The 21,088-nt window shown below is 26.4% G+C and carries 19 protein-coding genes and 1 tRNA gene; 12 read left to right on the top strand and 8 right to left on the bottom strand.

The genetic code is table 11. The features are described 5' to 3' along the window. Nucleotides 1–2: 2 nt before the first annotated feature. Both map and infA read left to right on the top strand, forming a co-directional pair. Nucleotides 3–764: a type I methionyl aminopeptidase gene (map, locus tag D3Z07_RS05355; protein ID WP_076085003.1), complete on the top strand. Its 762-nt coding sequence runs from the start codon at nucleotides 3–5 to the stop codon at nucleotides 762–764. Between the two features lie 12 nt (nucleotides 765–776). Then, on the top strand, nucleotides 777–995 hold the full coding sequence (infA, locus tag D3Z07_RS05350) for a translation initiation factor IF-1 (RefSeq protein ID WP_076085006.1): 219 nt from the start codon (nucleotides 777–779) through the stop codon (nucleotides 993–995). Between the two features lie 171 nt (nucleotides 996–1,166). Here infA and D3Z07_RS05345 read toward each other — a convergent pair whose 3' ends face one another. Further along, entirely contained in the window at nucleotides 1,167–1,379 is a 213-nt protein-coding gene (locus tag D3Z07_RS05345; protein ID WP_076085009.1) for a hypothetical protein, read from the bottom strand. A gap of 124 nt (nucleotides 1,380–1,503) precedes the next feature. On the opposite strand from D3Z07_RS05345, the gene D3Z07_RS05340 reads away from it, so the two are divergent. The 9 genes from D3Z07_RS05340 to D3Z07_RS05300 all read left to right on the top strand — a co-directional run bounded on the left by D3Z07_RS05340 (nucleotide 1,504) and on the right by D3Z07_RS05300 (nucleotide 14,870). Beyond that, nucleotides 1,504–2,172 (top strand): uracil-DNA glycosylase, encoded by a 669-nt coding sequence (locus D3Z07_RS05340; protein WP_122893255.1) that lies wholly within the window; start codon nucleotides 1,504–1,506, stop codon nucleotides 2,170–2,172. Then, a complete protein-coding gene (locus tag D3Z07_RS05335) occupies nucleotides 2,169–3,284 on the top strand; it encodes a hypothetical protein (RefSeq protein ID WP_122893254.1) in 1,116 nt (371 codons plus the stop codon). Before D3Z07_RS05340 ends, D3Z07_RS05335 begins: the two co-directional genes overlap by 4 nt. Before the next feature lie 44 nt (nucleotides 3,285–3,328). Further along, nucleotides 3,329–5,074: an aspartate--tRNA ligase gene (gene aspS, locus D3Z07_RS05330; protein ID WP_122893253.1), complete on the top strand. Its 1,746-nt coding sequence runs from the start codon at nucleotides 3,329–3,331 to the stop codon at nucleotides 5,072–5,074. A gap of 17 nt (nucleotides 5,075–5,091) precedes the next feature. After that, a complete protein-coding gene (locus tag D3Z07_RS05325; protein WP_164707202.1) occupies nucleotides 5,092–5,880 on the top strand; it encodes a metal ABC transporter substrate-binding protein in 789 nt (262 codons plus the stop codon). A gap of 121 nt (nucleotides 5,881–6,001) precedes the next feature. Continuing rightward, a complete protein-coding gene (locus D3Z07_RS05320) occupies nucleotides 6,002–8,584 on the top strand; it encodes a chemotaxis protein CheW (RefSeq protein WP_122893251.1) in 2,583 nt (860 codons plus the stop codon). 91 nt (nucleotides 8,585–8,675) lie between these two features. Continuing rightward, the gene (locus D3Z07_RS05315) at nucleotides 8,676–10,445 is read left to right on the top strand and encodes a YgiQ family radical SAM protein (RefSeq protein ID WP_076085028.1); all 1,770 of its coding nucleotides are present in this window, start codon (nucleotides 8,676–8,678) and stop codon (nucleotides 10,443–10,445) included. 13 nt (nucleotides 10,446–10,458) lie between these two features. Further along, nucleotides 10,459–11,043: an adenylate kinase gene (locus D3Z07_RS05310; RefSeq protein WP_076085031.1), complete on the top strand. Its 585-nt coding sequence runs from the start codon at nucleotides 10,459–10,461 to the stop codon at nucleotides 11,041–11,043. After that, nucleotides 11,043–11,804: a competence/damage-inducible protein A gene (locus D3Z07_RS05305; RefSeq protein WP_122893250.1), complete on the top strand. Its 762-nt coding sequence runs from the start codon at nucleotides 11,043–11,045 to the stop codon at nucleotides 11,802–11,804. The genes D3Z07_RS05310 and D3Z07_RS05305 overlap by 1 nt, the downstream gene beginning before the upstream one ends. A 240-nt stretch (nucleotides 11,805–12,044) precedes the next feature. Continuing rightward, the gene (locus tag D3Z07_RS05300; protein ID WP_122893249.1) at nucleotides 12,045–14,870 is read left to right on the top strand and encodes a methyl-accepting chemotaxis protein; all 2,826 of its coding nucleotides are present in this window, start codon (nucleotides 12,045–12,047) and stop codon (nucleotides 14,868–14,870) included. 19 nt (nucleotides 14,871–14,889) lie between these two features. Here D3Z07_RS05300 and D3Z07_RS05295 read toward each other — a convergent pair whose 3' ends face one another. Both D3Z07_RS05295 and uvrC read right to left on the bottom strand, forming a co-directional pair. Beyond that, the gene (locus D3Z07_RS05295; RefSeq protein ID WP_122893248.1) at nucleotides 14,890–15,375 is read right to left on the bottom strand and encodes a tetratricopeptide repeat protein; all 486 of its coding nucleotides are present in this window, start codon (nucleotides 15,373–15,375) and stop codon (nucleotides 14,890–14,892) included. Between the two features lie 439 nt (nucleotides 15,376–15,814). Next, complete coding sequence (gene uvrC, locus D3Z07_RS05290) at nucleotides 15,815–17,659, bottom strand: excinuclease ABC subunit UvrC (protein WP_122893247.1); 1,845 nt, start codon at nucleotides 17,657–17,659, stop codon at nucleotides 15,815–15,817. Between the two features lie 91 nt (nucleotides 17,660–17,750). Between uvrC and D3Z07_RS05285 the strand changes: the two genes are divergently transcribed. Beyond that, the gene (locus D3Z07_RS05285; RefSeq protein ID WP_076085047.1) at nucleotides 17,751–18,461 is read left to right on the top strand and encodes an SOS response-associated peptidase; all 711 of its coding nucleotides are present in this window, start codon (nucleotides 17,751–17,753) and stop codon (nucleotides 18,459–18,461) included. Here D3Z07_RS05285 and D3Z07_RS05280 read toward each other — a convergent pair. The 5 genes from D3Z07_RS05280 to D3Z07_RS05260 all read right to left on the bottom strand — a co-directional run bounded on the left by D3Z07_RS05280 (nucleotide 18,458) and on the right by D3Z07_RS05260 (nucleotide 20,978). Then, nucleotides 18,458–19,216, bottom strand: coding sequence for a phosphotransferase (locus tag D3Z07_RS05280; protein WP_076085050.1), 759 nt, complete (start codon nucleotides 19,214–19,216; stop codon nucleotides 18,458–18,460). The two genes, D3Z07_RS05285 and D3Z07_RS05280, sit on opposite strands and share 4 nt — an antisense overlap. Before the next feature lie 8 nt (nucleotides 19,217–19,224). Then, nucleotides 19,225–19,704: a glutathione peroxidase gene (locus D3Z07_RS05275; protein ID WP_076089214.1), complete on the bottom strand. Its 480-nt coding sequence runs from the start codon at nucleotides 19,702–19,704 to the stop codon at nucleotides 19,225–19,227. 194 nt (nucleotides 19,705–19,898) lie between these two features. Continuing rightward, a tRNA-Pro gene (locus D3Z07_RS05270) sits at nucleotides 19,899–19,975 on the bottom strand. Between the two features lie 72 nt (nucleotides 19,976–20,047). Continuing rightward, nucleotides 20,048–20,518: a hypothetical protein gene (locus D3Z07_RS05265; protein WP_076085053.1), complete on the bottom strand. Its 471-nt coding sequence runs from the start codon at nucleotides 20,516–20,518 to the stop codon at nucleotides 20,048–20,050. A 61-nt stretch (nucleotides 20,519–20,579) separates the two neighbouring features. Beyond that, on the bottom strand, nucleotides 20,580–20,978 hold the full coding sequence (locus tag D3Z07_RS05260; protein ID WP_122893246.1) for a winged helix-turn-helix transcriptional regulator: 399 nt from the start codon (nucleotides 20,976–20,978) through the stop codon (nucleotides 20,580–20,582). Nucleotides 20,979–21,088: the final 110 nt, after the last annotated feature.

Below are 21,088 nucleotides of genomic sequence, written 5' to 3'. Positions count from 1 at the left end.
TTATGGCAATCCCATTAAGAAAAGCAAATGAAATCGAAAAACTTCGCACTGCAAATATTGCAGTTGCGAAGACTTTAAACCATTTAGCGCAAAACGTTAAAGCTGGTATGACTTTGAAAGAAGTTGATGCCATGGGTGAAGCATTTTTAGATAATTTAAATGCTAGACCATCTTTTAAAGGCTTATACGGTTTTCCTGCTGCTATTTGTACTTCATTAAATGAAGTAATCATTCATGGTATTCCATCAGATGTAGTTTTAAAAGAAGGAGATATCTTAGGTATCGACATTGGAACTGAAATTGATGGTTGGTATGGTGATGCTGCTATTACAATGCCTATTGGTAAAATATCAAAAGAAGATGAAGATTTAATTGCTTGTGCAAAAGATTCTTTATATCACGCTATTGATTCTATTCATGAAGGTATGAGATTCAAAGAACTTTCAAAATTGATAGAAGATTTTATTGTAAGCAGAGGTTATCAACCGCTTGTTAGATTCTGTGGACACGGAATTGGAAAAAAACCTCATGATGAACCTGAAATACCTAATTATATTGGGAATGGAAGTACTAAATCTGGTCCAAAAATAAAAAACGGAATGGTTTTTTGTTTAGAACCAATGATTTGTCAAAAGGAAAGAGAACCAGTTATTTTAGATAATAAATGGGATGTTGTTTCTGAAGACGGATTAAGAGGTAGTCATTATGAGCATACAGTTGCCGTTGTAAACGGAAAAGCAGTAATATTAAGTACAGTAGACTAGGGAGATAGTAAATTGGCAAAAGATGATGTAATTGTAATTGATGGTAAAGTAACAGACGCACTACCAAATGCAATGTTTAAAGTAGAATTAGATAACGGTCATAATGTATTATGTCATATCTCAGGAAAAATGAGAATGCATTATATTAAAATATTACCAAATGATAAAGTAAAAGTAGAAATTACTCCTTATTCTTTAGATAAGGGTAGAATCACTCACAGATATAAGTAATTATATCTTTTTAAATAAGGAATTCGTTCCTTATTTAATTTCTTCAAAAATAAATAATCTACAATATAAAAATTCAAATTAAATATACATAATTATGAAGCAGTAGTTTCAGATATTTCGCGTGCTTTTAAAAAAGTCATACCAAAGCTATTGCTCCATAAGTTTATATATTTAAATCACTCTATTTTTTGTAATATCTATTTCTTCTTCAATTAATTTTTTTTGTTTAATCATTGATTCTAAATGCATTTTTAAAATCTCTCTATCTTTATATGATTCTACGATAAACTCATATAGTTTTGGTCTATTCTTTTTCCAATTATGTAGAGTAGTTTTATTAACATCTAAATCAACTTCTAATTTACGTAAACTAGGTGTTGTCATTACGATTCCTGATTTGATTTGAAAGATTGTACAAAATATAAGGACAAATGTCAATAAAAATATCACATTTGTACAAATTATTGGAACAAATAATCATAAAAGAAAATTTTTTGTACAATTTGTAATGACAAATACAGTTAAACAAAAACTTTTATATAATTTACATTCACTAAAATCCATGGGATATGATTATCACAAAACTATCGATTTACTTCCAAATGATATTAAGAATATAAAACTACCTGATAATATTTTTGCATTAAAATCTAATGTTGAAAACTGTTATTTATGTGAACTTTCAAAAAGTAGAAAAAACGTTCTTTTTGGAACGGGTAGTCTTCATGCTAATGTTATGTTTATTTCTGATGAACCATCTAATAGTGAAGATGAGTTAGGTTCTTTTTATACAGGAAAAACTGGTGAGTTATTATCAAAAATGATAGAGAATGTATTAAATATAAAAAAAGAAGAAGTGTATATTACAAACTTAGTTAAATGTAAGAGTTCAAATTCATTAAATAAATTACATGTTGACTCATGTAATGATTATTTACAAAAGCAAATAGAACTAATAAAACCAAAACTAATAGTTAGTTTAGGTGAGAATACATATTCTTATTTATTTAATGAAAAAGACAATTTTAGTCAAAATAGAGGAAAAGAACTTGTGTTTAATAATATTAAGCTAGTTCCTACTTTTTCAGCTAATTATTTATTGAGAAACCCTTCTTCAAAAAAAGACGCATATTATGATATGCTTAGAATCAAAAATATATTGGAGCTTTCAACTTGAAACATTTATTATCACTTATACTAATTACTGCTTTTTTTGTAGGTTGTTCTATAAAACAACAAGAAGTCGAAATCAAACTTCCTCCTAAAGAAAATATTGGTACTCCTGTAAATCCTACTGAAGAGAGAATTGAAGAGAATATTGATCCTTTAGAAGAAATAGAAATTATTGAAAATGAACTACCTAATATTGATAATAGTGAAGTAATGAAACTTGCATTTATTTATCCTTCTAAAATCGTAGCAAAATATGCGAAATCATCAATGAATACTGTTTTAGGATATTTTGATTATAAAAATATTAAATATGAAATAAAAGTATTTGATACAATATCTGAAGATCAACAAAGTATAGAAAAAGCTTTTTTAAGTGCAAGGGAGCAAGGTTTCTCAAATGTATTAGCTTTATTTACACCAAGAGTTACTGAACTTTTACATACTATTGATACTAATGATTTAAAAGTTTATTTACCACTTACAAATGAAGATTATATAACAAATGCTAAAAGCAATTTCTTTTATGGAGGAATCTCTTATAAAGACCAAATTTCTAAGTTATTAGAATATTCAAACACTAATAATACAATGTTTTATCAAAGTTCTTTTTTAGGAGATAAGCTAAAATCACTTTATGAAAATTTAACACCTGATGTTAAGGTCGTAAAAGAGATTAAAAAGAAAAGAAACTACTTTAAAGGTATTGTTAAAGATTATAGAATTAAAAATTCAACTTTATTTTTAAATACTCCAATTGTAAAAACATCTATTATTTTGTCACAATTAAGAGCTTATAGTATTTATCCAAAGGTTATACTTTCAACTCAAATAAATTATAATCCAAAAATTTTAACTTTAACACAAGTAAAAGATAGAAGTAATTTTTTACTTGCTAGTTCTATTGATAATGTTGATGATAATTTAAGAGATGCTATTAGCTCTTATGGTGCTGATATTATTTATAACTGGGTTGATTATTCTACTTTAGTTGGAGTTAATTATTTGTATGATGGGAATCAATCAGGATTAATTGAAACTCAGATTGAGAATAATCATGTTGTTTATAAACCAAAATTATTAAAAACTACATCGTTTGGCTTTTTAGAAATTAAGTAAGATTTAGATAAAATCGCGGATATTTATATTTATGGAGTTTTGAATTGAGAACACATTATTGTACAGAAGTTACAGAAAAAAACATCGGTGAAGAAGTTACTGTTGCAGGTTGGGTAAACAGCAGACGTGATCACGGTGGGATTATTTTTATTGATTTAAGAGATAAAGGTGGATTAGTTCAGCTAGTTGCAGATCCTGCTATTCTTCCTATTTCAGAAACAGTTAGAGATGAGTTTGTATTAGTTGCTAAGGGATCAGTAAGAGCTAGAGGTGAAGGATTAGAAAATCCTAACTTAGTTACAGGTAAGATTGAAATTGTTTTAAGTGAATTAACTATTGAAAATAAATCAAAGCCTATGCCTTTTGATTTAAATGATGATAAAGTTAATGATGAAATTAAACTTAGAAATAGATTCTTAGAATTAAGATCAAAAAAATCATTTGAGATTTTCCAATTAAGATCAAAAGCAGCTATTCAAGTTAGAAATACTTTAGATGAATTAGGTTTCTTAGATGTTGAAACTCCAATTTTAACAAAATCTACTCCAGAAGGTGCAAGAGATTATTTAGTACCATCAAGAGTTCATGGTGGAGAGTTTTATGCACTTCCACAATCACCTCAGTTATTTAAACAATTATTAATGGTATCTGGATTTGACAAATATTTCCAAATTGCTAAATGTTTTAGAGATGAAGATTTAAGAGCTGATAGACAACCTGAATTTACTCAAATAGATGTTGAAATGTCTTTTTGTGATCAAGAAGATGTAATTAAAGTTGCTGAAAAAGTAATTACTGATGTATTTACAAAATGTGGTAAACCTGTACCTTCAGAATTTCCAAGAATGAGATACTGGGATGCAATGGAAATTTATGGTTCAGATAAACCTGATATTAGATTTGATATGCCATTAGTAGAAGTTATTGATATTTTTGCAAACTCTACAAATGAAATCTTTGCAGATATTGCAAAAGATAAAAAGAATAACAGAATTAAAGCACTTAAATGTCCAAATGGAGATAACTTATTCTCTAAGAGACAGATGAAAGGTTTTGAAGACTACGTTAGAAAATTTGGAGCAAAAGGTCTTGGTTACTTCCAAATGAAAGAAGATGGATTAAAAGGTCCATTAACTAAATTTTTCTCAGAAGCTGATTTAGAAGAGATTGTTAAAACTACAGAGCTTGAAGTTGGTGATGTTGTATTCTTTGGAGCAGGTGATAAAAAAACTGTATGGGATTACATGGGTAGATTTAGACTTTACTTAGCTGAGCAAATGGATATTATTCCTGCAGATGCTTATGAGTTCTTATGGGTTGTTGATTTCCCAATGTTTGAAGTTGAAGATGGAAAAATGAAAGCACTTCACCATCCATTTACAATGCCAAAATCATTAGAAGATACAAGTGATTTAGAATCAATTGAATCTATTGCTTATGATATTGTATTAAATGGTATGGAATTAGGTGGTGGATCTATTAGAATTCATAAAGAAGAAATTCAATCAAAAGTATTTGAACTTATGGGAATTTCAGAAGAAGAACAAAGAGAAAAATTCGGATTCTTACTTGATGCACTTCAATATGGAGCTCCATCTCATGGTGGTTTTGCAATGGGTCTTGATAGACTTATTATGCTTCTTGCTGGAACTGATTCAATTAGAGATGTTATTGCATTCCCTAAAACTCAAAAAGCACAATGTCTATTAACAGGTGCTCCATCACCAGTTGATGCTGAGCAGTTAAAAGATTTAAGTTTAAGAATAAGAAAAACTGAACAACAATCATAAACTAAAAGGAAGTAGTGGTGTATAAACTTTTATTATTACTACTTCCAACACTACTATTTTCAAAATTTCAAGTTACAACTAGCTTACCCTTTGAAGCTCATATAGTTAAGCAAATCGGTCAAAATCATATTAGAATAAAAACAATTTCAAATAACTTTTCAAATAAAATTCTAGATTTAAGTCCAACAGAAATTTCTAGTCTTGCAGGAACTAGAGTATATTTTAATTTTGGTCTTGATATTGAGAAAGAATATGAAAAGATTTTTCTTAAATCTAGAAAAGAATTAAATGCTGTTAATATGTCTAAAGATATAAAAAAACTAAAATATGAAGGAGAAGATAATCCCTTTGTATGGTTTGATCCAATTTTGTTAAGAGAAGTTGCAAAAAATATTTATGAGACTTTATCTAAAATTGACCCTTACAATAAAAATGACTATGAAGCTAATTATTATAATTTTTTAAATAAATTAGATGCTTCTTTTTTAGAGATAAAGAAAAAACTAGCAGATAGTGAAATTTACAATATTTTTGTTTTTGATGAAAAATTTGACTATTTTGCAAAAAGATTTAAAATAAATAAATACATAAGAAAAAAAAGAATATTAAGCGCTTCAGAAATAAAACCATTAGTAAGATTTGTAAAAAAAAATCAAATAAAAGTTGTTTTTATAGAAGAGAATAAAAATATTAATTTTGCTAAGTCTTTATCTGGACATTCAAATATTTTAATAAAAACTTTTAACCCTTATGAAGAACTTCTTTTTTATAACTTATCAAAAATTGCACAAGAGTTTATTGAATAAAAACAGATAACTTTTTAACACTATTAAATTATTTTTTCTAATTGTATATTAATTTTACATATGTATATAATTATTATCTTCGCTATCCTATATAATTTATTAATAGATTATGGGAGAAATTATGGATAATTCATTAATTAATTACAAAGGGATAAATATAAAAAAAGATTTATACCCAATAATAAAATATATAGAAGATGTAGATAAATATAGAGAAGAGTTAGGACGATTAAGCTCATCATGGGATGTTTTAGCATTACTTGGACAATTAGGTGATATAAACATTGATATAGAAAAAATAAAAGGTAACTTTTTAAACTTAACTTCAACACTACTAAATCATTTAAGTGAACAACAAATTGATAAAGTTAGACATGAAATGAGATTTAAAGCACAAGTGGCTATTGATATAGTTATTAGAAACTTATTTGAAAGAACTGCGGATATTGGTTTTTTAGCTACAGATGATGATATTAGATATTTTCTAAAAAATTATGTTTCAAAATATGATGATAAAAGTAATGAATTAAGTCTTAATATGATTGAAAGATTCAAAGAGTATGTTGAAAAATACTCTGTTTATTTTGATATTGTATTAGCAGATACTAAAGGTAATATTCTAGTTAGACTTGATGACTCAACTGATGTTAAAAAGATTTCTTCAAAACAAGTTCAAAAAATTTTAAATACTTCTGAAGATTATGTCGAAACTTATAAGTTTCACCATTTTTTACCACAATATAAAAAATCTCTTGTTTACTCATATAAAGTTACAGAAAATAATAGTCCAAATTCAAAGAATATTGGTATCTTATCTTTATGTTTTAAGTTCACAGGTGAGATGAATGATATTTTTAATAATTTAATTGATGAATCTAACAAAGAGTGTTTAACAATACTTGATGAAGAAGGTTTTGTAATTGCATCAAGTGACAAAAATCATATTCCTTTAAATGCACAGTTACCAATAATTATAAATGAAGAATATAAGTTAATTAGCTTTGCAGGACGTGATTATATATCAAAAAGTTGTGATACAAATGGCTACCAAGGTTTTATGGGATTAAAATGGTATGGACATATTATGATACCTTTAGAACATGCATTCTTAAGTGATGTTTTAAATGATATTAAATATGAACCAAGTGTAATTGACGCAATGATATCAAATAAAGATCATTTTTCTAAAGATTTAAAAGATGTTTTTAATAAAAGTAATTCTATTCAAGACAACTTGAAAAGGATTATTTGGAATGGTAATATTGCACAGAGTAAACATAACTCTGTTAATAGAGACTTCTCAAAATCTTTATTAACTGAAATTGGATTAACAGGAACAAAAGCGAATGCATCGCTTTCAAATTTAAATCAAACAATAATAAGCTCAATTTTAAAAAATAGTGAATTTTTATCATCTTTAGCAATTGATATAATGGATAGAAACCTTTATGAAAGAGCTAACGATTGTAGGTGGTGGGCTTTAACTTCATATTTTAGAGAAGCTTTAGAAAATATTGAAAATATAAATACAAAAAAAGATGAATTATCATCCATTTTAAAATATATTAATGATTTATACACTGTATATACAAATATATTTATTTTTGATAAAAATGGAAAAGTTATTGCAGTTTCAAATAAAGAAGAAGAGTATTTACTAGGAAAAATAATTAATACAAAATGGGTGGAAGATACATTCACATTAAAAGATACTTCTAAGTATTGTGTATCAAATTTTGAAAAAACAAATCTTTATAATAATGAATCAACTTATATTTATTCTTCTGCAATAAGATCTATAAAAAACTCATCAAATATAATTGGCGGTATTGCTCTTGTTTTTGATTCTACCCCTGAGTTATATACAATGTTAGCTGACACCTTACCAAAACATTCTGATGGAAAAAAAGTTAATGGTATCTTTGCTGTTTTTACAAATAGAAATAAAGAAATAATCTCAACAACTAATAAAAGTTTAGAAATTGGAAGTCTTTTAAATTTAGAAGATGACTTTTTTAGTATTAATAATGGGACACAAAAAAGTAAAATTGTAAAAATTGCAGATACTTATTTTGCAATTGGAGTTAAATGTTCTTCTGGATATAGAGAATATAAAAGTGAAGCTGATGATTATAAAAATGATATTTTATCTTTTACTTTTATTAAAATAGGAGAGGATAAGCATAATAATACATTTACTACTACAAATAAATATATTAATAATATAAATAAGAAAAAAACAGGAAATAGTGTTGAATTAGCAACATTTAATATTGGAAGTAAATTTTTAGCAGTTAAGGCCGAATGTGTGATTGAGTCAATAGGAATTGATGATTTACAATCTTCAATTGAAATGGATAAAACAAATCATTTTAAAGGTATGGTTATTTATAAAGAAAAGTTAATTGCAGTTTTAGATATTAGAGATTTTATAAATGAAGAAATAACTGATGATGAATTAAAGGATATAATATTATTAGAATATGATAAAGATAATATTGACCATTGTGTAGGAATTTTAGTCTCTTCTTTAGAACATAGCTCTCTTGTAGAAGAAAAATCAATTCAACATATTCAAAACCATTTCTTAGGATCAGGAACACTAATTGAAAGTTTAGTTGATATTGATGAATATGAAAAGTCTAAAGTTGCAATGCTTTTAAATATTCAAAAACTAGATGAAAATTTAACTAAAAAGATTTAATATCTATCTTTTATAGTAGAGGTTAAAAGATATTAAGGCACAATACGAAAAACATATTATAGATTTTAAAAATTATTAAAAAAGAAGAATTATGAGTAATATTAATAAGCCAAATAAATTTTTACCTACTACTAAAGAAGAGATGAGTGAGCGTGGATGGGATGAGCTTGATGTTGTTTTAATAACAGGTGATGCTTATATTGATTCACCATTTATGGGTATTGCTGTAGTTGGAAGAATTCTTGAAGATATTGGTCTTCGTGTTGGAATTATTGGACAACCTGATGTAAATAGTGATGTTGATGTTAAAAGATTAGGTGAGCCAAAACTATTCTGGGGAGTAAGTGGTGGAAGTATTGATTCAATGGTTTCAAATTATACAGCTACAAAAAAGTTTAGAAACTCAGATGATTATACTGCTGGTGGAAAAAACGAAAGAAGACCAGATAGAGCAACTTTAGTTTATACAAACTTAATTAGAAGATATTTTAAAGGCACAGTGCCAATTGTACTTGGTGGAATTGAAGCTAGTCTTCGAAGATTAACTCACTATGATTATTGGTCTAATAAACTTAGAAAACCAATTTTATTTGATACAAAAGCTGATTACATGATTTATGGAATGGGTGAGCAAGCTATTATAGATTTAGGAAACACTTTAAGAAATGGTGGTGATCCTAGAAATATTAGAGGACTTTGTTATATTTCAAAAGAACCAGTAGAAGATTATATTCAAATACCAAGTCATCAAGAGTGTTTAGACGATAAAGGTAATTATATAGATTTATTCAAAACATTTTATGACAATAATGACCCTGTATACTCAAAAGGCTTATGTCAAGGTGTTGATTCAAGATATTTAATACAAAACCCACCAAGTGATCATATGGATGAAAAAGAAATGGATAAAATTGCATCTTATCCATATCAAAGAGATGTACATCCTTATGATGGAAAACATGGAAAAGTTAAATGTTTAGAAACAATTAAGTTTTCAATTATGACACACCACGGATGTTGGGGAGAGTGTAACTTCTGTGCAATTGCTGCTCACCAAGGTAGAACTATTCGTACTAGAAGTGAAGAGAATATTTTAAAAGAAGCAAAACACTTTACAACTATTAAAGATTTTAAAGGAATTATTTCTGATGTTGGAGGACCAACAGCAAATATGTATGGTTATGAGTGTAAGAAAAAAGAAAAACTTGGAACTTGTGTTGATAATAAAAGATGTGTAGATGCACATAGATTATGTAGAACAATGAAAGTTGATCATAGTAGAAATATAAAATTATTAAAAGATATTAGACAAATACCTGGGATTAAAAAAGCTTTTGTAGCTTCTGGTGTTCGATATGATTTAATTACAGCTGATAAAAAACATGGAGAAAGCTATTTAAAAGAGATGGTTGACCATCACATTTCAGGACAAATGAAAGTTGCACCTGAGCATACAAATGATGAGGTTTTACATCACATGGGGAAACCAGGAAAACAAACACTTATTGATTTTAAAAAAATGTATGATGATTTAAATAAAAAATCAGGTAAAAAACAGTTCTTAACATATTACTTAATAGCAGCGCATCCAGGTTGTGAAGAGAAACATATGCATGATTTAAAACAGTTTACTACACATGAATTAAAAATGAATCCAGAACAAGCCCAAGTATTTATTCCAACTCCTGGAACTTATTCTGCTGTAATGTATTATACAGAAATGGACCCTTTTACAAAGAAAAAAATATTTGTAGAAAAAGATCCAAGAAGAAAAGAAAAACAAAAAGAAATTGTAGTACCAAGAACAAACCATAATGTTGCACGTGCTAAAAAAATGGCAAATGCAGGAATGCAAGGATAAAAGGAAAATATATATGAAGAAACTTTTTTTAATTATTGGAGCTCCTGGCTCTGGAAAAACAACTGATGCAGAATTAATTGCTTTAAAACATGATTCAATCACTCATTATTCAACAGGTGATATGCTAAGAGCAGAAATTGCAAGTGGAAGTGAGCGTGGAGCTATTATTGATGCAAGTGTTTCAAAAGGAAATATTGTGCCTTTAGAGATTGTTATTGAAACAATTTTAAGTGCAATTAAAAATTCTCCTACAAATACAGTTGTAATTGATGGATATCCAAGATCAATTGAGCAAATGACTGAACTTGATAAGTATTTAGAAAATGAAAATGAAGTATCATTGCAAAGTGTTATTGAAGTTGCTGTATCAAAAGAGACTGCATTTCAAAGAGTACTTGGTCGTGCAGCAGATGCTGAGATTGTAAGAGATGATGATAATGAAGAAGTATTTTTAAATAGAATGAAATTATATACAGATCCTTTAAAAGAAATCCAAGAGTTTTATAATAAAAAAAACCTTTTAAAACAAATTTCAGGTGAAGGTACTATTGAAGCAATTGTTAATGAAATGAATGCCTTTATACAAACAAAAATCTAATGACAAGTAATAAAAAAGTTAATTTTTATAGTGTTATTATAGGAACAGAACTTTTAAATGGGCGTAGAAAAGATGCCCATTTCCCTTTTTTAAATCAAGAACTTCTTAAACGAGGATGGGAACACAAAGCTTCTTTTGTAATAGAAGATGACCCAACATTAATGAATAATGTTTTTAATCTTATTAAAGCTGATGAAAACTCAGTGATGTTTTGTTTTGGAGGAATTGGCTCTACACCTGATGATTATACAAGAGTAGCTGCTGCTAAAGCTTTTACAAACTATAAAATAGAGTTTCATGAAGAGGCTAAACAATTAATAGAAAATCAATTTAAAGAAGAAGCTTATCCTCATAGAATTCATATGTCTTATCTTCCAATAAATGCAAAACTTTTAAAAAATGTAGTAAATAATGTGCCTGGATTTTATCTAAAGAAAAGATTTTTCTTTACTCCTGGATTTCCATCTATGAGTCAAGCTATGGTAGTAGAAGCTTTAGAAAAATACTACCCAACTTCAATACCAAAATATAGAGTGGTATTAACTGCATCATGTAGTGAAAATGACTTAATAGATGTTATGCTAAAAGTATCAAAAGACTTAGACTTATCAGTATTACCTAAATTCAAAGATGAAAAAAGAAAAGCAGTTATTTCATTAGCTGGTTTTGACAAAAATCATGTCGATGAAAATTTTGAATTATTCACAAACTTTCTAGAAAATAATAAAATTGAATATATATTAAAAGATATTAGTTTATAAAAGAGTAATTGTTCTAATTAGATAAATTTTATTCAATTTTTTATTTTAAAAATATTATTTTATAATATAATATAATTATATATTGAACAAAATAAGGATAAACATGAATTTTATTAATAATTTAGCTATAAAAAAAAGTTATTATTACTTGTTTCTTTACCGTTATTAGGATTATTATACTTCTCTTTTTCACAAAATATTACTATTTATAAAGAAATAAGTAAGATTGAGAAAATAGAAGTGGGTATTGAGTTTGCACAAGCTATTTCTTTACTCTTACATGAAACACAAAAAGAAAGAGGTATGACTGCTGGTTTTATTGGTAGTAAGGGTGAAAAGTTTGCAGAATCATTACTTAAGCAAAGAAATTTAACTAATGAAAAGATGGAACTTTTTTTAATCGCAAAAAATAAGATGGATAATTCTTCTCACTCTGAAAGATTAGCTCAAAAGATTAATATTGTTATTGAAAGAATGCAAAACATTGAAAAAATTAGAAAAAGTGTGGATAACCAAACTATCTCTCTTGCAAATGCAATCGCATATTATACAAATACAAATAAACTACTTCTAGATTCAGTTGTTGTCCTTTCCAAACTAACTGATAATGCTGATATATCACTAAGAATTACTGCTTTTGCATCTTTTTTATTATCAAAAGAAAGAGCAGGAATTGAAAGAGCAGTTGGAACTAATACACTAAGTAGAGATTCTTTTGCTCCAGGTATGAGAGAAAAACTTAATAAACTTGTATCTGAACAAGATTCTTATATAGCTACTTTTAAACATTATGCAACTAAAGACGCAATTGATTTTTACACTCAAACTGTTAAGGGAAAAGAAGTTGATGAGGTAAATAGAATTAGACAAGTTTTAGTTTCTTCTGTAGAAAAACATAAAATAATAGCTTCTATTGGAGAATATGTTGGGTATGGTGGTATTATTCACAACTTTAAAAACTTTGTAATTAGAGGAGATGAAGAATACAAAATTAATGTTGATAATCAATATAAAGAATTAGTAAAACTAATTAATAAATATAGAGAATTTCCAAATCTAAAAAGTGAAGAAATAGGTTTTTTAGATGTTGTTGAGAAAACTTTTAAAAAATACCATAATGGCTTATCAAAAATTGAGTATGCGTATAAAAATAATATCGATATTAAAACTTTAGATAAAGATGTAAAAGTTCATGATACTGAATCGATGATTGCTTTATATAAATTAGGAATAAATCTATTTAGTGAAGAACCTACATATTGGTTCTCTACAATTACGAAAAAAATTAATCTTTTAAAAGAAGTAGATGATTATTTATCTTCAAAAATGGTAAGTAATATTCATGCATTAAAAGATTCTTTTTATACAACATTTATTACAACTTTAATTTTTACAATTTTAGCATTAATTGTTGTTCTTATTATGGCTTCATACATTACTAGAAATATTAATGTTTCATTAGAAACATTTAAAAATGGATTATCTGACTTCTTTAAATACACACTTAGAGAAAAAGATACAATTACAGTTTTAGAAGTAAAAAGTAAAGATGAATTTGGACAAATGTCTGAAGATATTAATGAACAAATAGAAAGAACTTCACAATTAATGGAACAAGATAAAGCAGTTGTTTCAGAGATTGATGATGTTATGAAAAAAGTAAAAAGTGGATTCTTCTGTTACACTATAAAATCTCATGGAGCTACATCTGAAGTTGAAGCTTTAAGAACAAATATAAATGAAATGCTTATTGATACTAAAGAAAAATTTGATTTAATCAATAAATTATTAGATGGTTATGCAAGTGGAGATTATCAATACTCTATAAATGAAAATCAATTGAATAAAATGGGTGGAGATATGGGATCTTTAGTTACTTCAGCACTTCTTTTAGGATCAAATATTTCTCAATTAGTTGCTATGATAACAAACTCTGGAACAGAATTGTCAAACTCTACAAATATTCTTTCTGAGGGTGCTCAAAAATTATCTTCTTCATCTACAAGTCAAGCAGCATCTTTAGAAGAGACTGCCGCGTCAATTGAAGAAATAACTTCAACTATTAGATCTAATAATGAAAATATTATTCAAATGGCTTCTTTATCTGATGAATTAAACAAGTCTTCAAGTACTGGAAAAGATTTAGCATCATTAACTTCTTCATCAATGGATGAAATTAATGATAAAGTAACTGCTATTAATGAAGCAATTACAATTATTGATCAAATAGCATTCCAAACGAATATTCTTTCACTTAATGCAGCTGTAGAAGCAGCAACTGCGGGAGAAGCTGGTAAAGGTTTTGCCGTTGTTGCACAAGAAGTACGAAATCTAGCAAGTAGAAGTGCAGATGCTGCAAAAGATATTAAAACTTTAGTTGAAGATGCAAGTAATAAATCTAAACATGGTAAAGAGATATCTTCTAAAATGATTGATGGATATAATGAACTTAATGAAAAAGTTATTCAAACAAAAAATATTATAGATGATGTATCTGTTTCAAGTAAAGAACAAGAATCAGGAATGATTCAAATTAATTCTGCTATTAATAATTTAGATAAAGTTACTCAAGAAAATGCTCAAACTGCATCATCAATTGATACTTTATCTATTGAAGCAAAAGAGTTATCAAGAAGATTATTAGAAATTACAAAAAGTGCTAAATTTGAAGAAAAGACTTTAAATCAAGTTTGTGATGTTGAACTTATTGCAGATATTGCAAAATATAAAAATGATCATATTAATTTTAAAGATAATAACTTTAGAAAATTAGATACTTTTGAATCTTGGAAAGTTGTTGATTGTCACTCTTGTAACTTAGGAAAATGGATTGATTCTTGTGAAAGTAACTCTAGAATATTTGTAAATACATCAGCCTGGAATCAATTAAAAATTGCACATGAAAATGTTCACCAAGGTGTTCAAAAATACATTGATGCAAATGCTAGTAGAGAAGGTAATACTAAGTTAGCAAACTTATCAATAGGTATTGAAGCAGCTACTAAAGAAGTATTTAATGGCTTAGATAATGTTCTTATAGAAAATTGTAAGTTAACAACAAAATAGATAAAACATATAATAAGCCTTATTTAACAGGCTTATTATAATCTCCTATATTCCAACCTTTATCTTTTGGATATTTCCCTAAGTTATAATCTTTCCAAACTTTTTTACATACTTTATTTCCACGTTCATATTCACTTTTTGCAAATACATTAGCTCTACCAAAATTTGGAAAAACTCCTTTGCCGCTTGCATACATATATGCTATATAACAGTTTGCATTGTATTCTTTTTGTTTAGAAGCTTCTTTAAAATAATACAATGCTTTTTCATAGTCTTTTTCAACTGCAGCACCTATTAAGAAAAACCTTCCAATTAAAAGTTGTGATTTTGCATGATTTTTATTTACATTATCTACTAAAATATTATAGGCTTTTTTTATATCATAATTTTTTGATTTTTTTGATGAGTATTTTTTTGCAAGTTTATACTTTTCTTCTAAGATATCAAAACTTGTAGAATTTACAAGGTTTGAAAAAATTAATAAAGATATGATTGTTTTTTTCATTATATTATTCTTTTATATTAATATTAAATTTATTACAAATACAAGCATAAATGGTACTTTAACCTTATTCATTTAATTGCTAAAGTTATTATATCTAGAAAGAGCATATAATCAATAAAATTAAAGACTATAAATATATAGTGAAGTTTTTCACATATACTTTTCACATATTCTTTTAAGACCCTTTAAATAGAGCTTCTGAAAATAAAGTTTTTATATAAATTATTTGTATTTAATATGATAATAAAAAATTCATTTTTTAAATTATATAGCTATAGAGACTTAAAAAAGGGGGTTTTGAATTATTTATAAAGATTCTAAACTTATTTAGATTGGTATCCACTTTAGTATAATCTTTGATACCATCTGGTAAATTATCAATATATTTAAAAGAATTTAAATATATGTGAAAAGCATGTGAATAAGTATAGGTTTTCTTTTATTCTTCTTTAAAATAAGTTGAAATTACAATCGCATCTTTTTCGTTTAGAACTTCTTTTAACTCTTCTATTGAAGCATTTCTAATTTTCTCAAATTCTCCAAAATATAAAAGAAGTTTTTTTACCTTTGCTTCTCCTATTCCTTTTATTTGAAGTAATGAAATTTGCTTATCTTCTTTTCTTTTTTGTTTTTTATGAAAGCTGATTACAAATCTATGAGCTTCATCTCTTTGTCTTTGAACAAATTGTAATCTTTGATCACTTGTTTCTAGTTTTAAAGACCTGTATTCACCTTTTTCATCTTTATAGTGAACAATATCTTTTGCAGCACCTTTTGCTCTATGAGCTTTTGCATCAACTTTTTCTTTTGCAATTGCAATAATATCTAAATTCACACCAGTTGAATTAATAATATCATAGGCTAATTTTAGCAGTGTTGACCCACCATCTAATATCCAAAGATCAGGTGCTGGATTTTTCTCAAAACTATCAACCCTTCTCATTAATATTTCTCTCATTTGAGAATATTCATCTTTTGATTCAAGATTATAGTGTCTGAAATCTTTTTTATCAAAGGCATTTAGTTCTTCATTCCAAACAACCATAGCTCCAACAGTTGCTTGTCCCATCATATGTGAGTTATCATAGGTTTCAACTCTATGTGGAAGTATTTGAAGATTAAATAGCTTCTGAAGTTCTTCATATATAGTACTTTGATTTCTTGATGAATCAATTCTAAGAAGTTCATCACAATTATTAAGTGCAATTTGAATTAAATCTTTTTTCTTATCTTTCTTAGGATTAACTAGTTTTATTCTTTTTTCAAATCTATTGTATAAAAACTCTTCTAAGTCATCTTTTTCTTCAATATCAATTGCTGTTAAAATCTCTTTTGGTAATAATGGAATTTCATTGTCATAATAATTTACAATAGCTCTTTTATATGCTTCATCTAAATCAATATTAGTTTCATCTTCTAAAAAATTTACTTTTATAAAATCATAAGAAGAAGAGGTTAGTTTTCCATCTCTTATAAACATTCTTACTATTACAGCTTTTTGTTTTGATGCTTTTATTGCAAATACATCAAGGTTTTCATTTGTTGCTAGGTCCATACCTGATTTTATTTGTGATTTTTCAATTGTTTTAATTCTATCTCGAAGTTTCATTGCTTCTTCAAATCTAAAATCTTCAGAGTATTCAAGCATTTTTTCTTGTAGTTTTACAATTAATTTTGATTTATTATAGATATAATCAATTGCTTCCTCAACTATTTTAGAATACTCACTTGTTGTTATTTTACCCTCACAAGGTGCATGACATCTTTTAATTTGATGAAATAAACATGCTTCTTTTCCTTTTATACATGATTTTTTTTGAACTAATGGAACTATCTCATAAATACTATCAAGCATATCACGAGAGCCAGTAGAATAGGGACCAAAATATTTAATATTTTTATTTTTATAAACTCTTCTTGTAATTTCAAGTCTAGGGTAAAGTTCTGAGTAATCTATGTAAATGTATGGATAGGTTTTATCATCACGAAGTAAAATATTGTACTTTGGTTTTAGTTGTTTAATTAAAGAATTTTCTAAAATTAATGCATCATGTTCATTTGGTACTACAATCCACTCAATACTAAAAGCTTCACTTATCATTTTATAAATTCTAGGACCTAATCTATCAGAAGGAAGTAGTTTTGGTGTAAATTTAAAGTAAGATTTAACTCTATTTTTTAGTACTTTTGCTTTTCCTATATATAGTAGTCTTCCATCTTTATCGAAGTATTGATAAACGCCAGCATCATTTGGTAATTGTTTTAGTTTTTCTTCTAATTGCATTGTCGAATTTTACCAAAATAAACCTTTTTCTAAATGAAGATATTTAAATTTTATTATTATATACTTCAAAAAAAGATACAAGAAGATTGATATGCCTGGACGATTAAGTATTTATGATGATAAAGTATTTAAAATAGATGCTTCAACTATAATTGAAAATGATATGGTAGGGAAGTTAAACCCTAGATATAATATTCCTCCTACCACTCCAATTCCTGCTTTATTAAACAATGGTAACTATTTATATACACACTTTGGTTATTTGCCTTCTTGGGCATCTTCAAAGACTTCTATGAATATGAATGCACGTAGTGAAAGTATTTTTGAAAAGAAAACTTTTCGTGATTCTTTTAAATATAGACGCTGTATTATCCCAATTAATGGCTTTTTTGAATGGGCTAAAGAAGATAAAGAAAAAACTCCATATTTTGTAAGTGATATTAAAAATGATTATTTAGCACTTGCAGGAATTTGGGATGAGTATTTTGATGTTGATTTAAATATGAAAATAGTTACAGTTGCACTTATAACTTGTGATGCAAATGAAAAACTTGGGAAAATTCATCACAGAATGCCAGTAGTTTTAGAAAAGAAAGATTTTAATACTTGGCTAAATAATGATGATTTAAAAGAAGTAAATAAGCTATTTAATATTTATCCTAATGATAAAATACAAATTCATGAAGTAAGTGCTGAGGTTAACAAAGTTTTATTTGATATGCCTTCTTGTATTAAAAAGATAAAAAAGGTTGAAGAAAATACTAAAGAAAAACAAGAAATAGGGCAGTTATCTTTATTTTAGTATTTTTCTTTTTTAAACCATAAAATCCAAAGGTTTTCATATATTATTTTATATGAAGCCAATTTTTTAATATCTCTTTTTCTGATTTTTTTGAAGTATCTTTTTAAAACTTTCTTTTCTTGTTTTTTATTTAATTTAAATTCAAAACAAATATTTGCTAAATCAAAGAATAAATCATTTACACATGCAAATTCCCAATCAATTAATTTTAAACTATTTTTATGAAATAAGACATTATTTATATTTATATCATGATGAGAAGTAACAGCCTCAAATTTGTATTTTTGTATTTTTTTTAACTCTTTTAGAGAATTTTTAACTGTTTTTTGTGATTTTTTATCTTTTAATATTTCTTTATAGTATTTAAAATCATCTTTTAAACTATATACTTTTTTATTCACTTTTATAGAATGAAGTTTTTTAATAGTATTTACTAAGTTATTTAAATCTTTATTTTTTAATTTGCTTTTATGTTTACCTTGTAAAAAGTCACAAATCATTAAAGAGTTTGCTTTATCTAAAAGATAAGGCTTTGCAGCAATACCTTTTAAATAAGCTTTTTTTTGAATAAGAAACTCAAATTCTCTACTATTTGCATCTTGGTGAGTATGTTTAAAAACTCTTATTAAATACTCTTTTTTATTACTTGTTAGTTTATATATTGTATTACAAGTACCTTGATTTTTTAATTTTTTTAATTTTTTTAATTTTTCTTTTTTAAATAAACTATATTTTTCTAAATCATTAATCTTCATTTATTATACTAGTTCAAAAGCTTTTTAATATCATCTTCAATACTAGCTGGCGTTGTAGTTGAACCAAATCTATCAACAACTTTTCCTTCTTTATTTACTAAGAATTTTGTAAAATTCCATTTTATAGCTTCTGTTCCTAGTATTCCTGAAGCTTCTTTTTTAAGATATGAATATAATGGAATTTCATTATCACCATTTACATCTATTTTTGCGAACATATCAAAATCAACACCATATGTTAATGTACAAAATTCTTTTATTTCTTCATTAGATCCAGGCTCTTGATTTGAGAATTGATTTGAAGGAAATCCTAAAATCATAAAGTCTTCATTTTTATATTTTTTATATAAGTTTTCTAAACCTTCATACTGTCCTGTAAATCCACATTTACTTGCTACATTTACTATTAGTAGAACCTTACCTTTATACTTTGACATTGATACTTCATTTGAATTTATATCTTTTACTTTAAAATCATAAATTGACATTTTATTTTCCTTTGCTATTAAAATTGAAAGAGAAAGAATAAACATTAATATAATTCTTTGAATCATAATATATTCCTTTTTTATTGGTATTTTAGCCTAAATTATTGTTAATTGGTATAGTTTTTATATAGGTTTAGTCAATTAATTTTGTGTGAATTTAATAAGTTTTGTAATTTAAAAATTGTTAGTATAAATGGTCGGAGTGAAAGGACTCGAACCTTCGACCCCCTGGTCCCAAACCAGGTGCGCTACCAGGCTGCGCTACACTCCGACTGGTATTAGGTCGGAATTTTAGTATTTTTTTGAAGATTTGTCAAGGCTTATTTTACTTTTTTTGATAAAATTAGTTGTTTTTTACTATTTTTATTGAATTAACGTCTTCAACTAAGACTTCTAATACTCCATTTTTCATTTCAAAATAACCATCACTTTTGATTCTATTTTTAGAATTGTAAATAAATTTATAGTTTTTATCAAATTTTACATCAATGAACTTATTCTTTTTTACTTCAATTCTTTCATTTTTGATATCATTTGCAGCAGCTTTTTGTAAAATATAAACAATTGCATATTTATCTTTTTTATATTTTGTATTCGAATCATCTTTCTTACCAGTATAATCTTCATTATAAAAGACAAACTTGTCTTTTCCTAGTAAAAAACGTGCAATACTGTTTGTAACATCTGCTTCTAAATAATTGTCTTTTAGTGTATCAAAGTTTTTTATCGTACCAAGTGTTAAGCCTTGATATTTGATTGTATAACTTGCGAATGCAAGGTTTGTAAATAATAATATTGTTAATATGAATTTCATTAGTTTCCTTTAAAAAAGCAATATTATATCTAAAATGTGAAGTTATTGTGGAAGAATAAATCTATTTATTAATTCCAATCTTATTAGCAATATATGTATCACAGCATACATCATTATCTTCACTTGTTACCTCACCATGTTCACTTGCGTATGAAATACCCCAGTTGTACATCTCTTTAAATACACCTTTTAGTCTCGCTCCTGCAGGAGTTAAGGAATATACTACCTTAGGTGGAACTTGAGGATATACTTCTCTATGGATAATATTTTTTGCTTCTAACTCTTTTAATTTTACAGTTAGAGTTTTTTGAGTTATATCTGACATTATTTCATGTAATTCTTTAAATCTTTTTTCTTCACTTAATAAGTGCCATATAATTGAAAGCTTCCATTTGTCATTAAAAATATCAGAGGTAAGAGCAACTGAACATTTATACTCTTTATCATTAACTTTATACATTTAAAATCCTTTATATTGAAAGTATACAATATAAAACATAAATATTCCTTACTTACAAAAATTACTATAAGGCTAAATTAAGTATTAAATATGTAAACTTTCATTACTAA

This window comes from Arcobacter peruensis (assembly GCF_003711085.1).
Lineage (GTDB): Bacteria > Campylobacterota > Campylobacteria > Campylobacterales > Arcobacteraceae > Poseidonibacter > Poseidonibacter parvus.
The sequence above is the reverse complement of the archived record's forward strand: the minus strand, read 5'-3'. Positions and strand labels throughout refer to the sequence as shown.